The organism is Butyrivibrio sp. DSM 10294 (assembly GCF_028539135.1).
Lineage (GTDB): Bacteria > Bacillota > Clostridia > Lachnospirales > Lachnospiraceae > Butyrivibrio.
The window spans coordinates 237,498-256,293 of the sequence record NZ_JANSWL010000088.1 but is presented as its reverse complement, the minus strand read 5'-3'; the positions used below and the strand labels follow the sequence as shown (position 1 = coordinate 256,293).

At 41.4% G+C, this 18,796-nt stretch carries 21 protein-coding genes; all 21 read left to right on the top strand.

Annotation, left to right across the window (positions count from 1 at the left end; all coding sequences use genetic code 11):
- Positions 1-4 precede the first annotated feature (4 nt).
- The 21 genes from NXH67_RS17225 (at position 5) to yhbY (ending at position 18,772) form a co-directional block, all read left to right on the top strand.
- Positions 5-2,203: a DNA gyrase/topoisomerase IV subunit A gene (locus tag NXH67_RS17225; protein ID WP_272798289.1), complete on the top strand. Its 2,199-nt coding sequence runs from the start codon at positions 5-7 to the stop codon at positions 2,201-2,203.
- Positions 2,200-2,754 (top strand): 16S rRNA (guanine(966)-N(2))-methyltransferase RsmD, encoded by a 555-nt coding sequence (rsmD, locus tag NXH67_RS17220; protein WP_272798174.1) that lies wholly within the window; start codon positions 2,200-2,202, stop codon positions 2,752-2,754. The genes NXH67_RS17225 and rsmD overlap by 4 nt, the downstream gene beginning before the upstream one ends.
- A complete protein-coding gene (coaD, locus tag NXH67_RS17215) occupies positions 2,754-3,275 on the top strand; it encodes a pantetheine-phosphate adenylyltransferase (protein ID WP_272798173.1) in 522 nt (173 codons plus the stop codon). The genes rsmD and coaD overlap by 1 nt, the downstream gene beginning before the upstream one ends.
- 21 nt (positions 3,276-3,296) lie before the next feature.
- Positions 3,297-3,974, top strand: a complete 678-nt coding sequence (locus tag NXH67_RS17210) for a vacuolar family H+-ATPase subunit H (protein ID WP_022778551.1) — start codon at positions 3,297-3,299, stop codon at positions 3,972-3,974.
- 68 nt (positions 3,975-4,042) lie between these two features.
- Entirely contained in the window at positions 4,043-4,774 is a 732-nt protein-coding gene (locus NXH67_RS17205) for a pseudouridine synthase (protein WP_272798172.1), read from the top strand.
- A 26-nt stretch (positions 4,775-4,800) separates the two neighbouring features.
- Positions 4,801-5,406, top strand: a complete 606-nt coding sequence (locus NXH67_RS17200; protein WP_022778553.1) for a hypothetical protein — start codon at positions 4,801-4,803, stop codon at positions 5,404-5,406.
- 9 nt (positions 5,407-5,415) lie between these two features.
- Complete coding sequence (locus NXH67_RS17195) at positions 5,416-6,411, top strand: RluA family pseudouridine synthase (RefSeq protein WP_272798171.1); 996 nt, start codon at positions 5,416-5,418, stop codon at positions 6,409-6,411.
- A 1-nt stretch (position 6,412) separates the two neighbouring features.
- Positions 6,413-6,952 carry a Holliday junction resolvase RecU gene (locus NXH67_RS17190; RefSeq protein ID WP_272798170.1) on the top strand — a complete coding sequence of 180 codons (540 nt, stop codon included), beginning with the start codon at positions 6,413-6,415 and terminating at the stop codon, positions 6,950-6,952.
- A 115-nt stretch (positions 6,953-7,067) separates the two neighbouring features.
- Entirely contained in the window at positions 7,068-8,183 is a 1,116-nt protein-coding gene (hisZ, locus tag NXH67_RS17185) for an ATP phosphoribosyltransferase regulatory subunit (protein WP_272798169.1), read from the top strand.
- Positions 8,184-8,194: 11 nt separating this feature from the next.
- A complete protein-coding gene (gene hisG, locus NXH67_RS17180; RefSeq protein WP_022778557.1) occupies positions 8,195-8,830 on the top strand; it encodes an ATP phosphoribosyltransferase in 636 nt (211 codons plus the stop codon).
- Positions 8,831-8,833: 3 nt separating this feature from the next.
- Positions 8,834-10,123: a histidinol dehydrogenase gene (gene hisD, locus NXH67_RS17175; RefSeq protein WP_272798168.1), complete on the top strand. Its 1,290-nt coding sequence runs from the start codon at positions 8,834-8,836 to the stop codon at positions 10,121-10,123.
- Between the two features lie 172 nt (positions 10,124-10,295).
- A complete protein-coding gene (hisB, locus tag NXH67_RS17170; protein WP_272798167.1) occupies positions 10,296-10,898 on the top strand; it encodes an imidazoleglycerol-phosphate dehydratase HisB in 603 nt (200 codons plus the stop codon).
- A 1-nt stretch (position 10,899) separates the two neighbouring features.
- Positions 10,900-12,186, top strand: coding sequence for a bifunctional phosphoribosyl-AMP cyclohydrolase/phosphoribosyl-ATP diphosphatase HisIE (gene hisIE, locus NXH67_RS17165; protein ID WP_272798166.1), 1,287 nt, complete (start codon positions 10,900-10,902; stop codon positions 12,184-12,186).
- A gap of 9 nt (positions 12,187-12,195) precedes the next feature.
- A complete protein-coding gene (locus tag NXH67_RS17160) occupies positions 12,196-14,076 on the top strand; it encodes a TIGR03960 family B12-binding radical SAM protein (protein ID WP_272798165.1) in 1,881 nt (626 codons plus the stop codon).
- Entirely contained in the window at positions 14,069-14,800 is a 732-nt protein-coding gene (locus tag NXH67_RS17155; RefSeq protein ID WP_022778562.1) for a TIGR03936 family radical SAM-associated protein, read from the top strand. The genes NXH67_RS17160 and NXH67_RS17155 overlap by 8 nt, the downstream gene beginning before the upstream one ends.
- 4 nt (positions 14,801-14,804) lie before the next feature.
- Positions 14,805-15,959: a ribonuclease E/G gene (locus tag NXH67_RS17150; RefSeq protein WP_272798164.1), complete on the top strand. Its 1,155-nt coding sequence runs from the start codon at positions 14,805-14,807 to the stop codon at positions 15,957-15,959.
- A gap of 109 nt (positions 15,960-16,068) precedes the next feature.
- Complete coding sequence (rplU, locus tag NXH67_RS17145; protein WP_022778564.1) at positions 16,069-16,371, top strand: 50S ribosomal protein L21; 303 nt, start codon at positions 16,069-16,071, stop codon at positions 16,369-16,371.
- Position 16,372: 1 nt separating this feature from the next.
- Positions 16,373-16,702, top strand: coding sequence for a ribosomal-processing cysteine protease Prp (locus tag NXH67_RS17140; protein WP_022778565.1), 330 nt, complete (start codon positions 16,373-16,375; stop codon positions 16,700-16,702).
- 3 nt (positions 16,703-16,705) lie between these two features.
- Positions 16,706-16,993: a 50S ribosomal protein L27 gene (gene rpmA, locus NXH67_RS17135; protein ID WP_013280832.1), complete on the top strand. Its 288-nt coding sequence runs from the start codon at positions 16,706-16,708 to the stop codon at positions 16,991-16,993.
- 112 nt (positions 16,994-17,105) lie between these two features.
- A complete protein-coding gene (gene obgE, locus NXH67_RS17130; RefSeq protein WP_272798163.1) occupies positions 17,106-18,464 on the top strand; it encodes a GTPase ObgE in 1,359 nt (452 codons plus the stop codon).
- Positions 18,461-18,772, top strand: coding sequence for a ribosome assembly RNA-binding protein YhbY (yhbY, locus tag NXH67_RS17125; RefSeq protein ID WP_022778567.1), 312 nt, complete (start codon positions 18,461-18,463; stop codon positions 18,770-18,772). Before obgE ends, yhbY begins: the two co-directional genes overlap by 4 nt.
- The last annotated feature ends 24 nt before the right edge of the window (positions 18,773-18,796 follow it).

The following is an 18,796-nucleotide window of genomic DNA, read 5'->3' as shown; positions in this document are numbered from 1 at the left end:
CCTTATGCAGAAATCCTTCATAGATTATGCCATGAGCGTTATCGTAGCCCGTGCGCTTCCTGATATAAGAGACGGCCTTAAACCGGTTCAGAGAAGAACACTTTACGATATGTATGAGCTGGGCATCAGATATGACAGGCCCTACAGAAAGAGCGCCAGAATCGTGGGTGATACAATGGGTAAATACCACCCTCACGGTGACAGCTCTATCTACGACAGCCTTATTGTAATGACTCAGGACTTCAAAAAGACGGTTCCGCTGGTAGACGGCCACGGTAACTTTGGCAACATCGAGGGTGATGGTGCTGCTGCCATGCGTTATACGGAGGCAAGACTATCCAAGATAACGCAGGAGAACTTTCTTGAAGATCTGGACAAAAATGTTGTTGATTTCGTTCCAAACTTTGATGAGACCGAGAAAGAGCCTTCAGTTCTTCCGGTAAAAATTCCCAACTTCTTGGTAAACGGATCTGAGGGTATCGCAGTAGGTATGGCTACCAGCACACCGCCTCATAATCTTGCAGAGGTCATTGATGCTGAGATTGCATATATTCAGGATGACTCTTTAACAACAAGAGATCTGATGAAGTATATTAAAGGGCCGGATTTCCCCACAGGAGGAATCGTCATCAATAAAGATGAACTCCTTAGTATCTATGAAACCGGAACCGGCAAGATAAGACTTCGCGGAAGGGTAACCACCGAGAAGGGCAAGAATGGACATATCAATCTTGTTATAACCGAGATTCCTTACACCATGATCGGCATGGGTATCGGTAAGTTCATGGCTGATGTGGCTGAGCTTGCGGAAAAGAAGATCACTAACGACATTGTTGATATTTCCAACCAGTCTTCCAAGGAAGGCATTCGTATAGTAATCGAGCTTAAGAAGGATACTGATGTAGATAACTTCACCAACCTTCTTTACAAAAAGACTAAGCTCGAAGATACTTTTGGTGTTAACATGCTGGCTATTGATAATGGAAGGCCGGAGACCATGTCTCTTAAGGAAATAATGAGAGCATGCGCCGATTTCCAGTTTGAAGTTGCCACCAGGAAATATACAACACTTCTCAAGAAGGAACAGGAGAAGAAAGAGATTCAGGAAGGCCTTATCAAGGCTTGTAATGTAATCGACCTTGTAATTGAGATCCTCAGAGGCTCAAAAGACAGGCCAATGGCCAAGAACTGCCTTGTTAACGGCGTAACCGATGGTATTAACTTCAAGTCAAGAGAATCCAAGGCAATGGCATCTCAGCTTCTTTTTACAGATGCACAGGCAGATGCTATTCTTGATATGAGATTGTACAAGCTCATTGGTCTTGAGCTTGATGCTCTCGTTAAAGAGCATGAGCAGACCGTTGCCAATATCTATCGATATGAAGATATTTTGGAGAGCCATGAATCCATGTCTCTTGTAATACAGGATGAGCTTAACAAAATCAAAAAGGAATTCAAATCTCCCAGAAAGACCGAGATAGACAATAGAGAGAATGCTGTTTACGAGGAAAAGCCTGTAGAAGAGATCGATGTTGCCTTTATCATGGACAGATTTGGATATGCCAAGACTATTGATGTAAACACCTATGAGAAGAACAAGGAGACAATCGAGAGTGAGTTCAAGTTCTCCTTTGTTATGAAGAATACCGGCAAAGTATGCTTCTTTACAAATACAGGTAATCTTCATACAGTTAAGGCAATGGATCTGCCTCAGGCCAAAATGAGGGATAAGGGCGTTCCGATAGATAACATCAGTAATTTTGATACTGCCAAGGAGACAATAGTCCTTGCTGCAAGTCAGTCAGACCTTAATCTGTACAGACTGATGTTTACCACTAAGATGTCAATGATGAAGATCGTTGATGGTGGTGAGTTTGATGTTTCCAAGAGAACCGTAGCCGCAACCAAGCTTGCTGACGACGATGAAGTAGTAAACGTTGAGGTTCTCCATGAGCAGAAGACTGTTATTCTGCAGTCGAATGACGGATTCTTCTTACGATTCTATGTTGAGACCGTACCTGAGAAGAAGAAAGCTGCTGTAGGCGTAAGAGGCATGAGACTTGGTAAAAATGATTTCGTAAGGGATGTATATTTCCTTAACGATATGGAAGAGAAGGCCATCGACCACAATGACAAGAAACTTGAACTTGGCCATCTCAAGGTAACCGGCAGAGATACGAAGGGAACAAAGGTAAGATTATGAGAGTAATTGCAGGCTCTGCAAGAAGATTGAAACTAATAACCCCCGACGGTAATGACACAAGACCTACCCAGGACAGGATCAAAGAGACGCTTTTTAATATGATCCAGCTTCAGGTTCCGGGTTCAGTGTTTATTGACCTTTTTTCGGGAAGCGGTGGAATCGGTATTGAGGCCCTTTCAAGAGGCGCCAAAAAAGCATATTTTATAGAAAACGCTACAAATGCCGTAAAATGTATAACCACCAATCTTAAGACCACGCATTTTGAAGATGTGGCTACTGTTCTTAAACAGGATGTTGTCATCGGCCTTAGGAATATCCATGAAGAGGAAGCTGATATCATTTTTATTGATCCTCCTTATCACGAGGATCTCTACGAGAGAACACTGGCTCAGCTTGCCACTATGGATTACGTTACACAGTACACGATGATCATTATAGAGAGTCCTCTTGAGATGGATTTCTCTTTTGTAGAGGATCTGGGACTGGAAGTAAGACGTGAAAAAGAATATAAGACAAACAAGCATGTCTTTATCTACAGAAAGGAAAAGTAATGAAGATAGCCGTTTATCCCGGAAGCTTTGATCCTGTAACCTATGGTCACTTGGACATTATAAGGCGCGCCTCCAGAATGTTTGACAAAGTAATAGTGGCGGTTATGTTCAATTCAGCCAAAACTCCATTGTTTACCCTTGATGAACGTGTTAAAATGTTAAGAGAATCTGTAAAAGACCTTAATAACGTCGAAATAGATTCCTTTGGCGGGTTAATGATCGACTACTGCAAGGAGCGCGATATTCACATAGTTATCAGGGGACTCAGAGCGATAACAGACTTTGAATACGAGCTTCAGATAGCTCAGACCAACAAGGAGCTGTCTCACAATGAAGTCGATACTGTCTTTTTAACAACTTCCTTGGAATATTCTTATCTGAGCAGTTCGGTGGTAAAGGAGATAGCAAGCTACAATGGAGATATCACACCTTGCGTTGCGCCCTTTATCGCAGATTCTTTGTATGAAAAATATGGACACCGAAAGGATACTACTACATCCGACCACGAAGATTGGAAATAAAAAGTAGGGGGATTAAATAATATGACAAGCAGGATTGAACAGCTGATTGATGAAATCGAGACATATATTGATAATTGTAAGCCTCAGCCTCTTTCCTCAACCAAGATAATCGTTAACAAAGAGGAGATTGATGAGCTCCTTAGAGAGCTTCGCAGCAAGACTCCTGAAGAGATAAAGAGATATCAGAAGATCATCAGCAACAAAGAAGCCATTTTGAATGATGCCCGTCAGAAGGCACAGGCTCTTATTGATGAAGCAACAGTTCATACCAATGAGCTTATTAACGAGCATGAGATCATGCAGCAGGCATATGCACAGGCCAACGAAGTGGTTTCTCAGGCTGCCAAGCAGGCCAAGGAGATCCTCGACAATGCAATGAACGAAGCCAATGAGATGAAGGCTTCAGCAGTACAGTATACAGATCAGCTCCTTGCCGGAGTTGAGGATGTTATTTCTCAGTCAATCGATGCCAGCAGCCGAAACAATGATGACATCATTGAAGCCATCAAACAGCACAGCGTCGATATGGTACAGTCTGTTACTGCAAGCAATGACAGCATTCTTTCAGCGCTTACACAGTACAGCGAGATTATTCGTTCCAACAGGGCAGACCTTCGTCCACCGGTGGCTGCCGGCGCAGATCAGAACTATGTACAGCCCGCAGCTGAGGAATCCATAAATCTTGATATGCTTAACTAATACATATACAAGGCTGCCGCATTTGCGACAGCCTTTCTTTTGATAAGATTTGGAAAAAGGGTGACTATATGAGACTGGACAAATTTCTTGGCACCTATGATATAGGCACAAGGAAGCAGATTAAAGAGTATCTTAAGAACGGCAGATGTACCGTCAACGGCGAAGTTATTACCAAGCCGGATGTTCATATCAATGAGAACAGCGATAAGGTTGCATTTGACGGTATAGTTCTTGAATACAGTAAATTTCATTATTTTATGCTATACAAACCTGCCGGTGTTGTTTCAGCCACTACAGACGGCAATAACACAACTGTTCTTGATCTTCTTGCGGATGAAAATGTTAAGGGTTTAAGCCCTGCCGGAAGGCTCGATATTGATACTGAGGGACTGCTTCTTTTAACAGATGACGGAGGACTGATTCATCGTCTTCTTTCTCCCAAAAAGCATGTAAACAAAGTGTATGAAGTTCACTTAAGGGAGGTGCTCTCAGAATCTGATTCCAAGAAGCTTGAGACCGGAGTTAACATCGGTAATTACAAAGATGATGGCAGTCCTGATCTTACTCTCCCTTCCAAAGTAAGCGATGCCGGTATCGATGAGGACGGACATCCGGTTGTTCATCTTACAATCCATGAAGGCAGATTTCATCAGGTTAAGAGAATGATGGAAGCAGTGGGCAACGAAGTTTTGTTTTTAAAAAGATTGTCCATGGGGCCTCTGCATCTCGATGACAACCTTCATCCCGGAGAGTACAGAAAGCTCACCGATGAAGAGCTGAAAGCTTTGGATATTGAATAAATACTGTTAATTGGAGTTTTTCATATATGAGTTCTAAGGTTTATAAAGGTGAATTTGGTTATATCAAATACAGAAGGAAGGTTGCGATCATTAGAACCGCTATCTGCCTGATTGCCGCAATTGGTATGTATGTTACAGGTCTTCTGTTATTTAAGACACAGAAAAACGGTATGAGTATCATTGCAGCTCTCGGATGTCTTCCCACAGGCTGGAGCGGTGTGAATCTTATCATGCTTCTGAAAGCAGCTTATTGCAGCGATGCAGATCATGAGAAGATTGAGGCCTGCAAAGGTGATCTTTTGATCCATTACGATCATGTAATAACATCCTATGATACCAACTACAATATAGCAGCATCCACAGTTCTGGATAAAAATATCTGTCTCTATGCGTCTGATGATAAGCTTGATATTCACGACTGCGAAAAGCATATCAAGAAAATGATCGCACAGAGCGGCTATTCCAGCTACAGTATCAAGATTTTCAAGGATATTGATCAGTTCTGTAGTAGACTATCTCAGCTTGAAAAGCTTCGAAGCGAGAAAAACATTGATCCCAAGGCAATTGAGGATGCCTGGGTTCCCGGAACGGTGGAGACAGCTGCTTCGGTACTTTTATCAATTTCACTTTAACGGAGTGTTATGAAGGAAATAGTTATTGGTGCAAATCAAATAGATAAGAGATTAGACGGTTTTCTTAAGGCCTATCTGCCTGAAGCTTCCACCGGATTCATATACAAGATGCTAAGGAAGAAAAATATTACTCTCAATGGCAAGAAAGCTTCCGGAACAGAGAAACTAAAAGTAGGAGATAAGATCAATATCTTTTTCTCTGATGAGACTTTTGAGAAGTTCAAGGGAAAGAGCAACCAAGATAGTAGTGCTGAGCCTTTTACCGATAAAGAAATCAAAGATATTAATGCTCTCGGCAATATTTCAGTAATATATGAAGACAATAACATTATTCTTGTTAACAAACCTTCCGGAGTGCTTACTCAGAAGGCCACTCCCAAAGATGTCAGCCTAAATGAATGGCTTATCTATTATTTGTACAGCAAAAACGAAGTTACGGCTCAGTCACTTGATACCTACAGACCCTCTGTCTGCAACAGATTAGATAGAAATACCAGCGGTCTTGTTATCTGTGCCAAGTCGCTTTTAGGAGCCAGAACCATGAATAAGCTCCTTAAGGACAGAAATGTAGATAAATACTACCGAACAATTGTCAGTGGTAATCTCAAAGAGCCTGTCAGGCTGACCGGATTCCTATATAAGGATGAAGAGAAGAATAAGGTATTTATTAAAAAAGAGGACCCTAAGGATGATCGCTATTCCTATATAGAGACCTACTATCAGCCTCTTTTATACAATGAAGAAAATGATCTTACCCTGCTGGAGGTTAAGCTTATAACCGGTAAACCCCATCAGATCAGAGCTCATCTTGCCAGTATTTCCCATCCGATTATAGGTGATGTAAAATACGGCGGAAGGAAAATCGGAGGTCTTAGATCACAGCTTCTTCACAGCTACAGACTTAAGTTTCCCAATGATCTGCCGGAGGAATTTACGAGCATCATGGGAAAAGAATACAAGGCAGAACTTCCGGAGATTTTTGGTAAGTTCTTCAGAGAGGGATAATATGCCAACCTGGAAATCAAGGGGTCTACGTGGTTCAACATTAGAAGATATGATAAACAGGACTAATGAGCGCTATCAGGAGCTGTCTCTGGCGCTCATTCAAAAGATTCCTACGCCTATTACTCCTATCAATATTGAGAAGGAGACAAGGCATATAACTCTCGCATATTTTGATCAGAAAAGTACCGTGGACTACATTGGAGCAGTCCAGGGTATTCCCGTTTGTTTTGACGCAAAGGAATGCGCTGCCACTACCTTTGCACTTGAGAATATCCATCCCCATCAGGTTGCGTTCATGGATAGCTTTGAAAAGCAGGATGGTGTTGCTTTTTTTCTTATCTATTATACAGGCAGAAATGAGTTCTATTATTTACCCTTCAGAAAATTAAAAGAATTTTGGGCACGAGCACAGGAAGGCGGCCGCAAGAGCTTTAGGAGAGATGAACTTGATGATGAGTTTATTATCAGATCTCCAGGAGAAAACGGCCTTCTTATCCCATATCTTGATGCAATACAAAAAGATCTTGATCTTCGCAATTAAATCACCGCAGTATAAATTGTTGACAATAATCTGGCTATAAGATAAAATCTTTATTATATTAGCGAATTATCACACTACCACTGTACCATGCGAAAGTATTTGAGATGAGGTGTTTATGACTAAAGTGCTATTACATACCCCTGATGGTGTAAGAGACATTTACGGAAGAGAGTGCAGCGACAGAATTCTTGTCAAAGAGAAAATCCACGACAAAATGAAGCTTTTTGGCTATGAAGATATGGAGACTCCTACTTTTGAGTTCTTCGATGTTTTTGCTGAGGAGATCAATGCTTCAGATGCCAGAGAATTATACAAGTTTTTTGATAAAGAGGGTAACACTCTGGTTCTTAGACCTGACTTTACTCCATCTGTAGCAAGATGTGCCTCAAAGTCCATGCTTGAGAACGGAACCCCTATAAGAGTTGTATATCAGGGTAAATCTTTCCTTAATACATCCAACCTTCAGGGCAAACTCAAGGAGAACTATGATATCGGCGTTGAACTGTTTAATGACGATTCTGTATATGCCGACGCTGAGATGATAGCTCTTCTTATCGAATCTCTTAAGAGCTCAGGCCTTACCGATTTCCAGGTCAGCATCGGTGATGCTGATTATTACAAAGGAATCTGTGAGGAAGCTGGAATTGATGCCGAGACTGAGAGTCTTATCAGAGAACAGATAGTTCAGAAGAACTATTTTGCTGCTGAGAGTATTATGGTTGAGCGTAATATCCAGGATAAATACAGAAATCTTCTTGTGAAGGTATCTGAGTTTATCGGTTCAGATGAGGCTCTTGATAATGCTGAGAAAGAAGTTTCCAACAAGAGGTCACTGTCAGCAATTAGGCGCCTCAAGAGCTTGTATGGGGTACTTAAGGAATATAACTGCAGCCAATATGTCTCCTTTGACCTTGGAATGCTGAGCAAATTCAACTATTACACAGGTGTTATCTTCAGTGCTTATACCTATGGCGTAGGAGATGCAATTGCCAAAGGCGGAAGATACGATTCACTTCTGGGTAAATATGGTAAGGATGCACCTGCCATCGGCTTTGTTATCATCCTGGATGACCTTATATCAGCTCTTTATAGACAAAATGTAGAGATTGAACACGAAGATGAAGTGGTTATCTTAGAATTTGATGAGAATAGTTTTGAGGCACAGCTTTCGGAAGCTGCGGATCTTCGTAAATCAGGTCAGAAAGTTGCCCTTTGTTACAAGAAAGGTTAATTGGTGAATATATGAGATATCTTACATTTGCCCTTGGAAAGGGACGACTTGTGGATTCCACAATGGAGATACTTAATAAATGCGGTATTCAGTGTGAAGAGATCCTGGACAAGAAGACCAGGAAGCTCATTTTTACAAATGAAGAGCTTAAGCTTAAGTTTTTCCTGGCTAAGGGACCGGATGTTCCTACCTACGTTGAATATGGCGCAGCTGATATAGGAATTGTTGGCGCTGACACAATTATGGAAGAGAATAGACGTGTTTACGAGGTCCTTGATCTTGGCTTTGGCAAATGCAGAATGTGTGTCTGCGGACCTCATGAGGCAAAAGAGCTTCTTGAGCATCGCGAGATGATAAGAGTAGCCAGCAAATATCCTAATATCGCCAAGGATTATTTCTTCAATAAGAAGCATCAGACAGTTGATATTATTAAGCTTAACGGCTCAGTTGAGCTTGGACCGATCGTTAATCTATCAGATGTTATTGTTGATATTGTTGAGACCGGATCCACTTTAAGAGAAAACGGTCTGGAAGTTCTGGAAGAGATTTGTCCCCTGTCTGCAAGAATGATCGTCAATCAGGTCAGCATGCAGATGGAGACAGAACGTATCAGAAAGATTATTAATGCAATGAAGGAGAACCTTTGATATATGAGAACCGTTAGTTTAAATGAAGAGACCAAAAATGAACTTCTCGGCAATCTTCTCGGAAGAAATCCCGGAAGTTACTCCGAATACGAAGCAACTGTTAATGAAATAATCACGAACATAAGAAATAATGGTGACAGTGCGTTATTTGATTACACCAAGAAGTTTGATAAATGTGACATAACAGCTGATAACATTCTGGTTACCAGAGCGGAGATTGACGAAGCTTATAAGAAGCTTGCACCTGAATTTGTTGAGGTTATGAAAAAGAGTGCCGAGAACATCCGCGTATTCCACGAGAAGCAGAAGAGGAATTCCTGGATCGACACCAAGGAAGATGGCAGCATCTTAGGACAGAGAATCCTGCCTATTGAAATCTCCGGCGTTTACGTACCCGGTGGTAAGGCTGCTTATCCTTCAAGTGTTCTTATGAATGTAGTTCCCGCTAAGGTTGCAGGCGTAGAGAGAATTGTGATGTGCACACCTCCCGGTAAGGACGGAAGTGTTAATCCCGGAACTCTTGTTGCAGCAGATATAGCAGGTGTTACCGAAGTATATAAAGTAGGTGGTGCTCAGGCAATCGCTGCAATGGCTTTTGGAACAGAGAGTGTACCAAAGGTTGATAAAATAACAGGCCCCGGTAACATTTTTGTTGCTCTTGCCAAGAAGGCGTGTTTCGGTCACGTATCAATTGATTCTATTGCCGGCCCCAGTGAGATCCTCGTTCTTGCTGATGAAACTGCCAATCCCAGATATGTTGCAGCGGATCTTTTATCCCAGGCAGAACACGATGAGATGGCAAGCGCTATTCTTGTAACAACTTCAGCAGATTTGGCAGAAAAAGTTTCAAGCGAGATTGATGAGTTTCTTAAGACTCTTTCAAGAAGTGATATAATTAAAAAGTCATTGGATAACTACGGTTATATTTTTGTGGCTGACAACATGGGAGATGCAATTGATGCAGCCAATGCTGTTGCATCTGAGCACCTTGAGATAATAACCAAGAATCCTTTCGAGGTTATGACCAAGATCAAGAATGCCGGTGCCATCTTCCTTGGAGAATATTCATCAGAGCCTCTCGGAGATTACTATGCAGGCCCCAACCATATTCTTCCGACCAACAGAACCGCAAGATTCTTCTCACCTCTTAATGTAGATGATTTCATGAAGAAGACAAGCATTATCGCTTATTCCAGAGAAGGGCTTGAGAAGGTTCATAAGGATATAGAACTTTTTGCCAAAGAAGAGGGCTTGACCGCACACGCAAACTCGATATCCGTAAGGTTTGACTAATACGGTTAACATTATTATATACTGACTGATATGGTTAATATCGATAACATATCAACTGTTATCATAATAATTGCAAGTGAACTTTCTAAATTATCTATAAAATGCAAGTTTTATAATTTGTTAATAATTAAAACAACAATATTTTGTTGATTTGCCTAGGGAGATACTAATTATGGATATCCGAAATGCAAGCCGAATTGCAACTGTAAAACGCAGTACAAAAGAGACTGATATCGAAATAACCTTGAATCTGGACGGTTCAGGGCTGGCTGATATCGATACAGGCATAGGTTTTTTTGATCATATGCTTGATGGTTTTGCAAGACATGGTCTTTTTGATCTTACAGTTAAAGTTAAAGGTGACCTTCGGGTTGATGGACATCACACCGTTGAAGATACCGGAATTGTGCTTGGAAAGGCTATTGCAGAAGCGCTCGGCGACAAAAAGGGTATTAAAAGATATGGATCTATGATTCTTCCGATGGACGAAACTCTTGTAATGAGTGCTGTAGACCTGTGTGGCAGACCGTATTTCGTAATGGACGCTGATTTTGCTGCTCCTATGGTTGGTGAATTTGACACACAGCTGGTAAGAGAGTTTTTCTATGCAGTATCCTACAGCGCAGCTATGAATCTCCATCTTCGTGTAATCACCGGACTCAACGAGCATCACAAGATAGAAGCTCTGTTCAAGGCCTTTTCCAAAGCATTGGATGAAGCATCCTCTTATGATCCCAGAATTAAGGACGTTCTCAGTACAAAAGGAGCATTATGATATGAATTACAAAAAGCTTTTTATCCCCTGCATATATTTAAAAGACGGTAAAGCCATGACTGATATGTCAGGCGGTGCGGTTTTGATTGATTCTGCTGTAGAAGCAGCAACAAGGTTTAGTGATCTCGGTGCAGATGAGATTCTTGTTTTCGACCTGTCAGAACCCGGCAATGACAAAGCTCATGAAAAAGCTATGGATGATCTTAAGGACATCTGCAAAGCCTCTGACGTTCCCGTAATAGGTGCAGGCAATGTTAAGCGTATGGAGGATATAAAAAAGCTCCTTTATGCAGGCTGCAAAAGAGCGTGCCTTGATTATTCCGATGGTAAGAACGTTGAGATAACAGAAGAAATTTCAGATAAATTCGGCAAGGATAAGATACTTATCACTTTTTCATCTTCGGACGATATTTCTGCTAATTTGGATAAAGTCAGAACTTATAGCACCGAGCTTATCTGTTTAAATGATTATTCAGCTATTCCTGCTGATGCTGAACTTCCGGTTATTTGTGTGCTTCCCGAAGCGTTTGCAGGTAATTTATTCGATGTTTTGCAGGACGAGAAAATTTCCGGTGTGAGTGGTCCATATATTAACCAGAATGCTGAAAAAATCGATGCATACAAGTCCGAATGCATCAAAAAGAGCATTCCGATTCTTGTTCTGGAGCCTGAATTTTCTTTTGCAGATCTTAAGAAGAACTCAGACGGCATGGTTCCTGTAATTGTTCAGGATTATCGTACGGATCAGGTTTTGATGCTGGCATACATGAACGAAGAAGCATATAATAATACATTGAAGACAGGAAAAATGACATATTTTTCCCGTAGCAGAAACCAGCTATGGTTAAAGGGCGAAACCAGCGGACATTTCCAATTTGTTAAGTCATTATATGCCGATTGTGACCTGGATACCATCCTTGCCAAGGTTAAGCAGGTGGGTGCTGCCTGTCATACCGGCAGTTACTCATGCTTCTTTAACAAGATCGCCGAGAAAGATTATAACGAAAAGAACCCGCAGAAGGTCCTGGACAGTGTATATGAAGTTATCAAGGATCGCAAAGTCAATCCAAGACAAGGTTCATACACCAATTACCTTTTTGACAAAGGCATTGATAAGATTCTTAAGAAAGTCGGCGAAGAGGCTACAGAGATGGTTATTGCCGCCAAGAACCCGAATGAAAATGAAGTGGTTTACGAAATGTCTGATTTCCTGTATCATATGATGGTCCTTATGGCTGAAAAAAATGTCAGCTGGGAGGATATAACCGACGAACTGTCAAGAAGATAAGGAAACGATATGAATTATAATTTAGCTCTTACAGACGACATTTTGCTTAGTATCGAGAAACCCGAGAGATATATAGGAAATGAAGTCAACTCAGTGACAAAAGACAAATCAGAGGTGGATATCCGATTTGCCTTTTGTTTTCCTGATGTTTACGAGATAGGAATGTCCCATCTGGGAATTCAGATTTTGTACGGAATGTTTAACTCCTACAACGATGTTTGGTGCGAGAGGGTTTATTCACCCTGGACCGACATGGATGCACTACTAAGGAGCAAAAACATTCCTCTTTTTGCGCTTGAATCACAGGACCCTGTCAAGAACTTTGACTTCCTTGGATTTACGCTTCAGTACGAGATGTGCTATACAAACATTTTGCAGATTCTAGATCTGTCAGGTATACCTTTTATGACAAAGGACAGGACCTGGGATGATCCAATTGTTATAGGTGGAGGTCCCTGCACTTATAATCCTGAGCCTATTGCAGACTTTTTTGATATTTTCTACATAGGTGAGGGTGAAACCAGGTATAGAGAGCTCTTTGACATGTATAAGAAAGCCAGGAGGGACGGCATTTCGAGGGAGGATTTCCTTCATGAGGTTGCTAAGATACCCGGTATGTACGTGCCTTCACTCTTTAATATTTCTTACAAAGAAGACGGAACCATCGACAAGATTGAGACTGTTTATGACGACATACCTTCAACTGTTAAGAAGGAGATGTGTCTTGATCTCGATGAGATGTTTTATCCTACTAAGCCCGTGGTTCCTTATATCAAGATAACTCAGGACAGAGTGGTCCTTGAAGTTATGCGCGGATGCATAAGAGGCTGCAGATTCTGCCAGGCAGGGCAGCTCTATAAGCCGCTTCGCGAAAAGAATGTTGAAAGACTTAAAAAGCTTGCACTGGAAGCTCTTGCCAATACAGGATATGAGGAGATTTCTCTTAGCTCACTCAGCTCCAGCGATTATACGCAGCTTCCTGAGCTTATAGACTTCCTGATAGAGCACTGTAACGAGAAGAAGATAAATATTTCACTTCCATCTCTGCGAATTGATGCTTTTTCCCTTGATGTTATGAGCAAGGTTCAGGATGTTAAAAAGAGTAGTCTTACTTTTGCTCCCGAAGCCGGAACCCAGAGAATGAGAGATGTTATAAATAAAGGACTTACCGAAGAAGATATCCTTAGAGGTTCTGAGCAGGCCTTTTTAGGCGGCTGGAACAAGGTTAAGCTTTACTTCATGCTGGGTCTTCCGGGGGAGACAGATGAAGATATTCTTGGAATAGGCGATATTTCCAACAAGATTGCTGCATTGTATTATGAGACGCTTCCGAAGGATAAGAGAAACGGAAGAGCAATTGACATCGTTGCAAGTACTTCTTTCTTTGTTCCTAAGCCCTTTACACCTTTCCAGTGGGCAAGAATGAACACAAAAGAAGAATTCCTTGATAAGGCTAATAAGACCAGAAAAGGTATTATGGCTCAGATCAACCAGAAGCACATCAAATACAACTGGCATGAAGCCGATGCCAGCATGATGGAAGGAGTTCTCGCAAGGGGCGACAGAAAGCTCTGCAAAGTCATCCTGGAAGCGTACAAAAAAGGTTGTATCTTTGATGCCTGGGGTGAATATTTCAAATTTGACGTATGGATGGAAACCTTCAAAGAATGCGGCGTTGATCCATTTTTCTATACTACAAGAGAACGTTCAGATGATGAGATCTTCCCTTGGGACATGATTGATTGTGGTGTCACAAAGGCATTCCTTCTCAGAGAATGGCACACCTCTCAGGAAGGCAAAAAATCCTCCAACTGCAGACAGCAATGTTTTGGCTGCGGTGCAGCGGCCTATGGCGTAGGAGTATGTAAGGAGGGCCGAAACAATGCATAAACTGCGACTTAAATTCAGCAAAAACGGTCCGATTAAGTTCATTGGACATTTGGATGTAATGAGATATTTTCAGAAGGCCATCAGAAGAGCAGATATTGATGTCAAGTATTCTGAAGGCTTCAGCCCTCATCAGGTGATATCATTTGCACAGCCCTTAAGCGTAGGTGCTACAAGTGACGGAGAATATATGGATATGACCGTCAATTCCATGGTTTCCACAAAAGATATCATGGATAGGCTTAACAATGTGCTTAACGAAGGGATTAAGATCCTGGCGATAACAGAACTGTCCGAAAGAGATGAGAAGGCCATGACAGCTTCTTTTGCTGCCAGATACAGACTAAACTTCAGAGAGAATATAAGACCGGATTTTGATTGGTGCTCCAAATTTGAAGAATATCTTTCACAGGACAAGCTACCTGCCATGAAGAAGACCAAGAGCGGTGAAAAAGAGATCGATATGAAGCCCATGATCTTTGAATACTGCATAGACAGTGCAAAAGAAGAAGTCAATATTCTTCTTAGCATGAGTAGCTCCGCGACTCTTAAACCCACGCTTTTGTTCGAAGGCTTTTTTGCCTATGTAGGTAAGGAGTTTAACAAAAATGCCCTCGCAATCCATAGAGTAGATATATACAAAGAGGTTATTGAGGGAGAAAAGCGCTTCGCTGAGCCTTTTATATCGGATGATATCAATGAAAGATTCTGTATTACGGAAGTTTAACACTATGAATCAGGGAATGATAATCAAATCCAACTACAAAAACATGCCTGTCGTCACCTGTCTGGTTGATGGCAGGCTTGAATTTCTTTCATTCGTAAGAAAAAGTGACCTGGGCAATTTATATCTCGGCAGGGTGGACCATATCGTTAAGAATATCAACGCCGCGTTCATTCGGTTGTCAAATGATAACATGGGATATCTTTCCCTTAAGAACGTCAATAAATGCTGTGTTCTGAACAGAAAGCTCGGTCCGAAAGATGCCTTGCGCCAAGGCGATGAGATCCTTGTACAGGTTGAGTCTGAAGCCGTTAAGACCAAGAAAACCAAACTAACCACCTGCATCAGTGTTTCAGGCAAGTATACGGTAATCACTCTTGGCAAAAACGGTGTAGGTTGTTCTGTTAAGCTTGAAGATGCTGTCAGAAACAGACTTATTGGTATTGTAAAAGAGGATATTTCAAGCATTACTTCTGAGTATCTTGATAGATTATGTGGAGACTGCTTTGGCACAATCATCAGAACTGATGCAGCAGAGCTTGATCCTGATGATGCAGGCGATATACTTATTCAGGATATCAGGAACAATCTTGACAATCTTTTGAACCTTTTAGCTGAAGCGGGCACCAGAAAAGTATATTCCACATTTTCTGAAACTTCATCTGACGAAGATCTCCTTGAGCAGCACATTGCCAAAGCAGAGAACTACATGAAGCTCCACGGTATATCCGATTATGAAATGAAAGATGATTCAGGCATTTGGGGTATTAGCAGCAAGATAGATGAACTATGCAAGAATAAGGTATGGCTTAAAAGTGGAGCTTTCTTGATAATCGAGCAGCTTGAAAGCTTCAATGCAATAGATGTTAATACCGGCAAAGCCATAAACGGCAAAGATGATATCATCAAAAAAGTCAATCTCGAAGCAACTAAAGAGATAATGCGACAGATCAGACTCCGTAACCTTACCGGAATGATATTGATTGATTTTATCAACATGAAGAGTAAGGAAGATAACGAAGAATTGATAGAAGTCATGAAGGATTTATGCAGGAGAGACCCTGTTCATACCTCTTTTATAGATATCACGGGCCTTGGCATAATGGAGCTTATCCGTAATAAAAATGATAAATCGTTAAAAGAAACTTTATTAAACTGTTGACAACATTGATATTAGATGTTAATATATCATGGTATGCCGCTTAACTAGGCATAAGTGGGCCTTTTTGCCCCGCCGAAGTTAGCGAGTTTTTTGAAGAAGGAGGTAACTTATGTACGCAATTATTGTAACTGGTGGTAAGCAGTACAAGGTTTCCGAGGGAGATCAGATCAAAGTTGAGAAACTTGATGTTGAATCCGGAAAAGAAGTAACATTTGATGTTATTGCAGTAAACGACGGTACACTTAAGGTAGCTGACGCTGTTAGCTCAGCTAAGGTTAGCGCAACAGTTGTTGAACAGGGCCGTGACAAGAAGGTTGTTGTTTACAAGTACAAGAGAAAGACAGGCTATCACAAGAAGAATGGTCACAGACAGCCTTTCACTCTCGTTAAGATCAACAAGATCTCATTATAATATGACATCAATCATTTTCACCAAGACTTCTGATGATAATTACAAGAGCATAGAGTGCAACGGACATGCCGGTTTTGCCGAATACGGCAGTGACATTGTATGTTCCGCAATATCTGTTCTGACTATCAACACTATCAATTCACTTGATAATCTTACCAAGGATGAGATAAGCGTTTTTCAGGACGAAGACAAGGGAATCATTAGATTCGAGTTTAAGGATACCCCGTCTCATGATGCAGAGCTTTTAGTTAGGTCATTCGAACTTGGTATTGAATCAATTTATCAGCAATATGGTAAAAAGTATTTGAACATTAAATTTAGGAGGGAATAAGTCATGATGAATATGAACCTTCAATTTTTTGCTCATAAGAAGGGTGTTGGATCAACCAAGAACGGTAGAGATTCAGAATCCAAGAGACTTGGAGCAAAAAGAGCTGACGGACAATTCGTAAAGGCCGGTAATATTTTATACAGACAGCGTGGAACACACATTCATCCTGGTGTTAATGTAGGAATCGGTAGCGATGATACATTATTTGCACTTGTTGATGGTGTTCTTAGATTTGAGCGCAAGGGCAGAGATAAAAAGCAGGCTAGCGTTCATCCTGTAGAGAATAAGTAATCAGGTATTTAATCGGGCTTCAAACTTACCAATAGTTTGAAGCCTTATTTTTTGAAATAGAATTTGTTATTATATTAATGATACCCGTAAGACTTCATAAGAGGATTTAGACATGCCTGTATTTGTAGATAAAGCTAAAATATTTATTCAGAGCGGAAAAGGCGGAGATGGCCACATCTCCTTCAGAAGAGAAAAATTTGTGGCAAACGGCGGCCCTGATGGCGGAGACGGAGGAAAGGGCGGAGATATCATCTTCAAGGTAGACGAAGGCCTTAATACTCTCGCAGACTTCCACTACGGCGGCAAATACAAAGCCGAAAACGGTCAGGATGGAAACAAGAGACGTTGCCATGGTAAAAACGGCAGCGATCTCATTATCAAGGTTCCGGAAGGAACTGTTATAAAAGAAGCTGAGAGCGGTAAGGTAATTGCCGATATGAGTCGTGATAACAAAGAAATGGTTATCCTTAAGGGCGGCAAAGGCGGAAACGGAAACATGCATTATGCAACCTCCACCATGCAGGCTCCCAAATATGCTCAGCCGGGTCAGCCTTCCCTTGAGCTTGAAGTTCTTCTTGAGCTTAAGGTTATAGCAGACGTAGGTCTTGTTGGATTCCCCAATGTAGGTAAGTCAACCTTCCTTTCTAAGGTATCCAATGCCAAGCCCAAGATAGCAAACTATCATTTCACTACCCTTTCACCTATGCTTGGTGTTGTAGATCTTGATGACGCAAGAGGCTTCGTTGTAGCCGATATTCCCGGACTTATCGAGGGTGCCTCAGAAGGAGCAGGACTTGGTCATGAGTTCCTTCGTCATATCGAGAGAACCAGAATGATGATTCATGTTGTGGACGCAGCTTCAACAGAGGGAAGAGATCCTCTTGAGGATATTGAACTCATCAATAACGAGCTTGCAGGCTACAACGCAGATATAACCAAGAAACCACAGGTTATAGCCGCTAACAAGATAGATATGCTTCCCGAAGGTGAGGATGCAGAGATAATTCAGAAGATCAGAGACAAGTACGAACCCCTTGGCGTTAAGGTCTTTGCAATCTCTACCCTAACTGGAAAAGGTGTTAAGGAACTGTTATACTATGTAAGTAGGACGCTTTCAGAGATTCAGGAGAAGCCTATCGTATTTGAACAGGAATACTTCCCTGAAGAGGCACTTAGAAGTGCCGATGAAGCCTTCGAGGTATTCTACGACAAGGATGAGTCCGAATATGTTATTGAAGGACCTAAGATTGAGAAGATGCTTGGTTATACCAATCTTGAATCTGAAAAAGGATTCGCATTCTTCCAGAAATTCCTTGCAGACAACGGAATTCTTGATGAACTCGAGAAGCTCCACATTCATGAAGGTGATACTGTCAGAATGTATGGCTTCAAATTTGAATACTATCGTAACGCAGATACCCAGCCGGTGTTTGATGACGGTGATTATGAAGAAGAGGATGAGGATTTATGACACTTACAAGTAAACAGAGAGCTTATTTAAAGAGCCTTGCATCAGACCTTGAGCCTGTATTCCAGATTGGAAAAGCAACTGTTACTCCTGAAATAACAAGCGCTATCGAAGAGACATTCAATACACATGAGCTGGTTAAGATCACAGTACTCAAGAACTGTGTAGAAGATGTTAAGGACGTTGCAGTTACTGTTTCTGAGAGAACCAGATCTGAGCTGGTACAGGTAATCGGAAGACGATTCGTACTATACAAACCTTTTAAGGATGATCCTAAGATCATTTTACCCAAGGCATCCAAGAAGAACTAAAATATTAAATAACACGTGGCAACA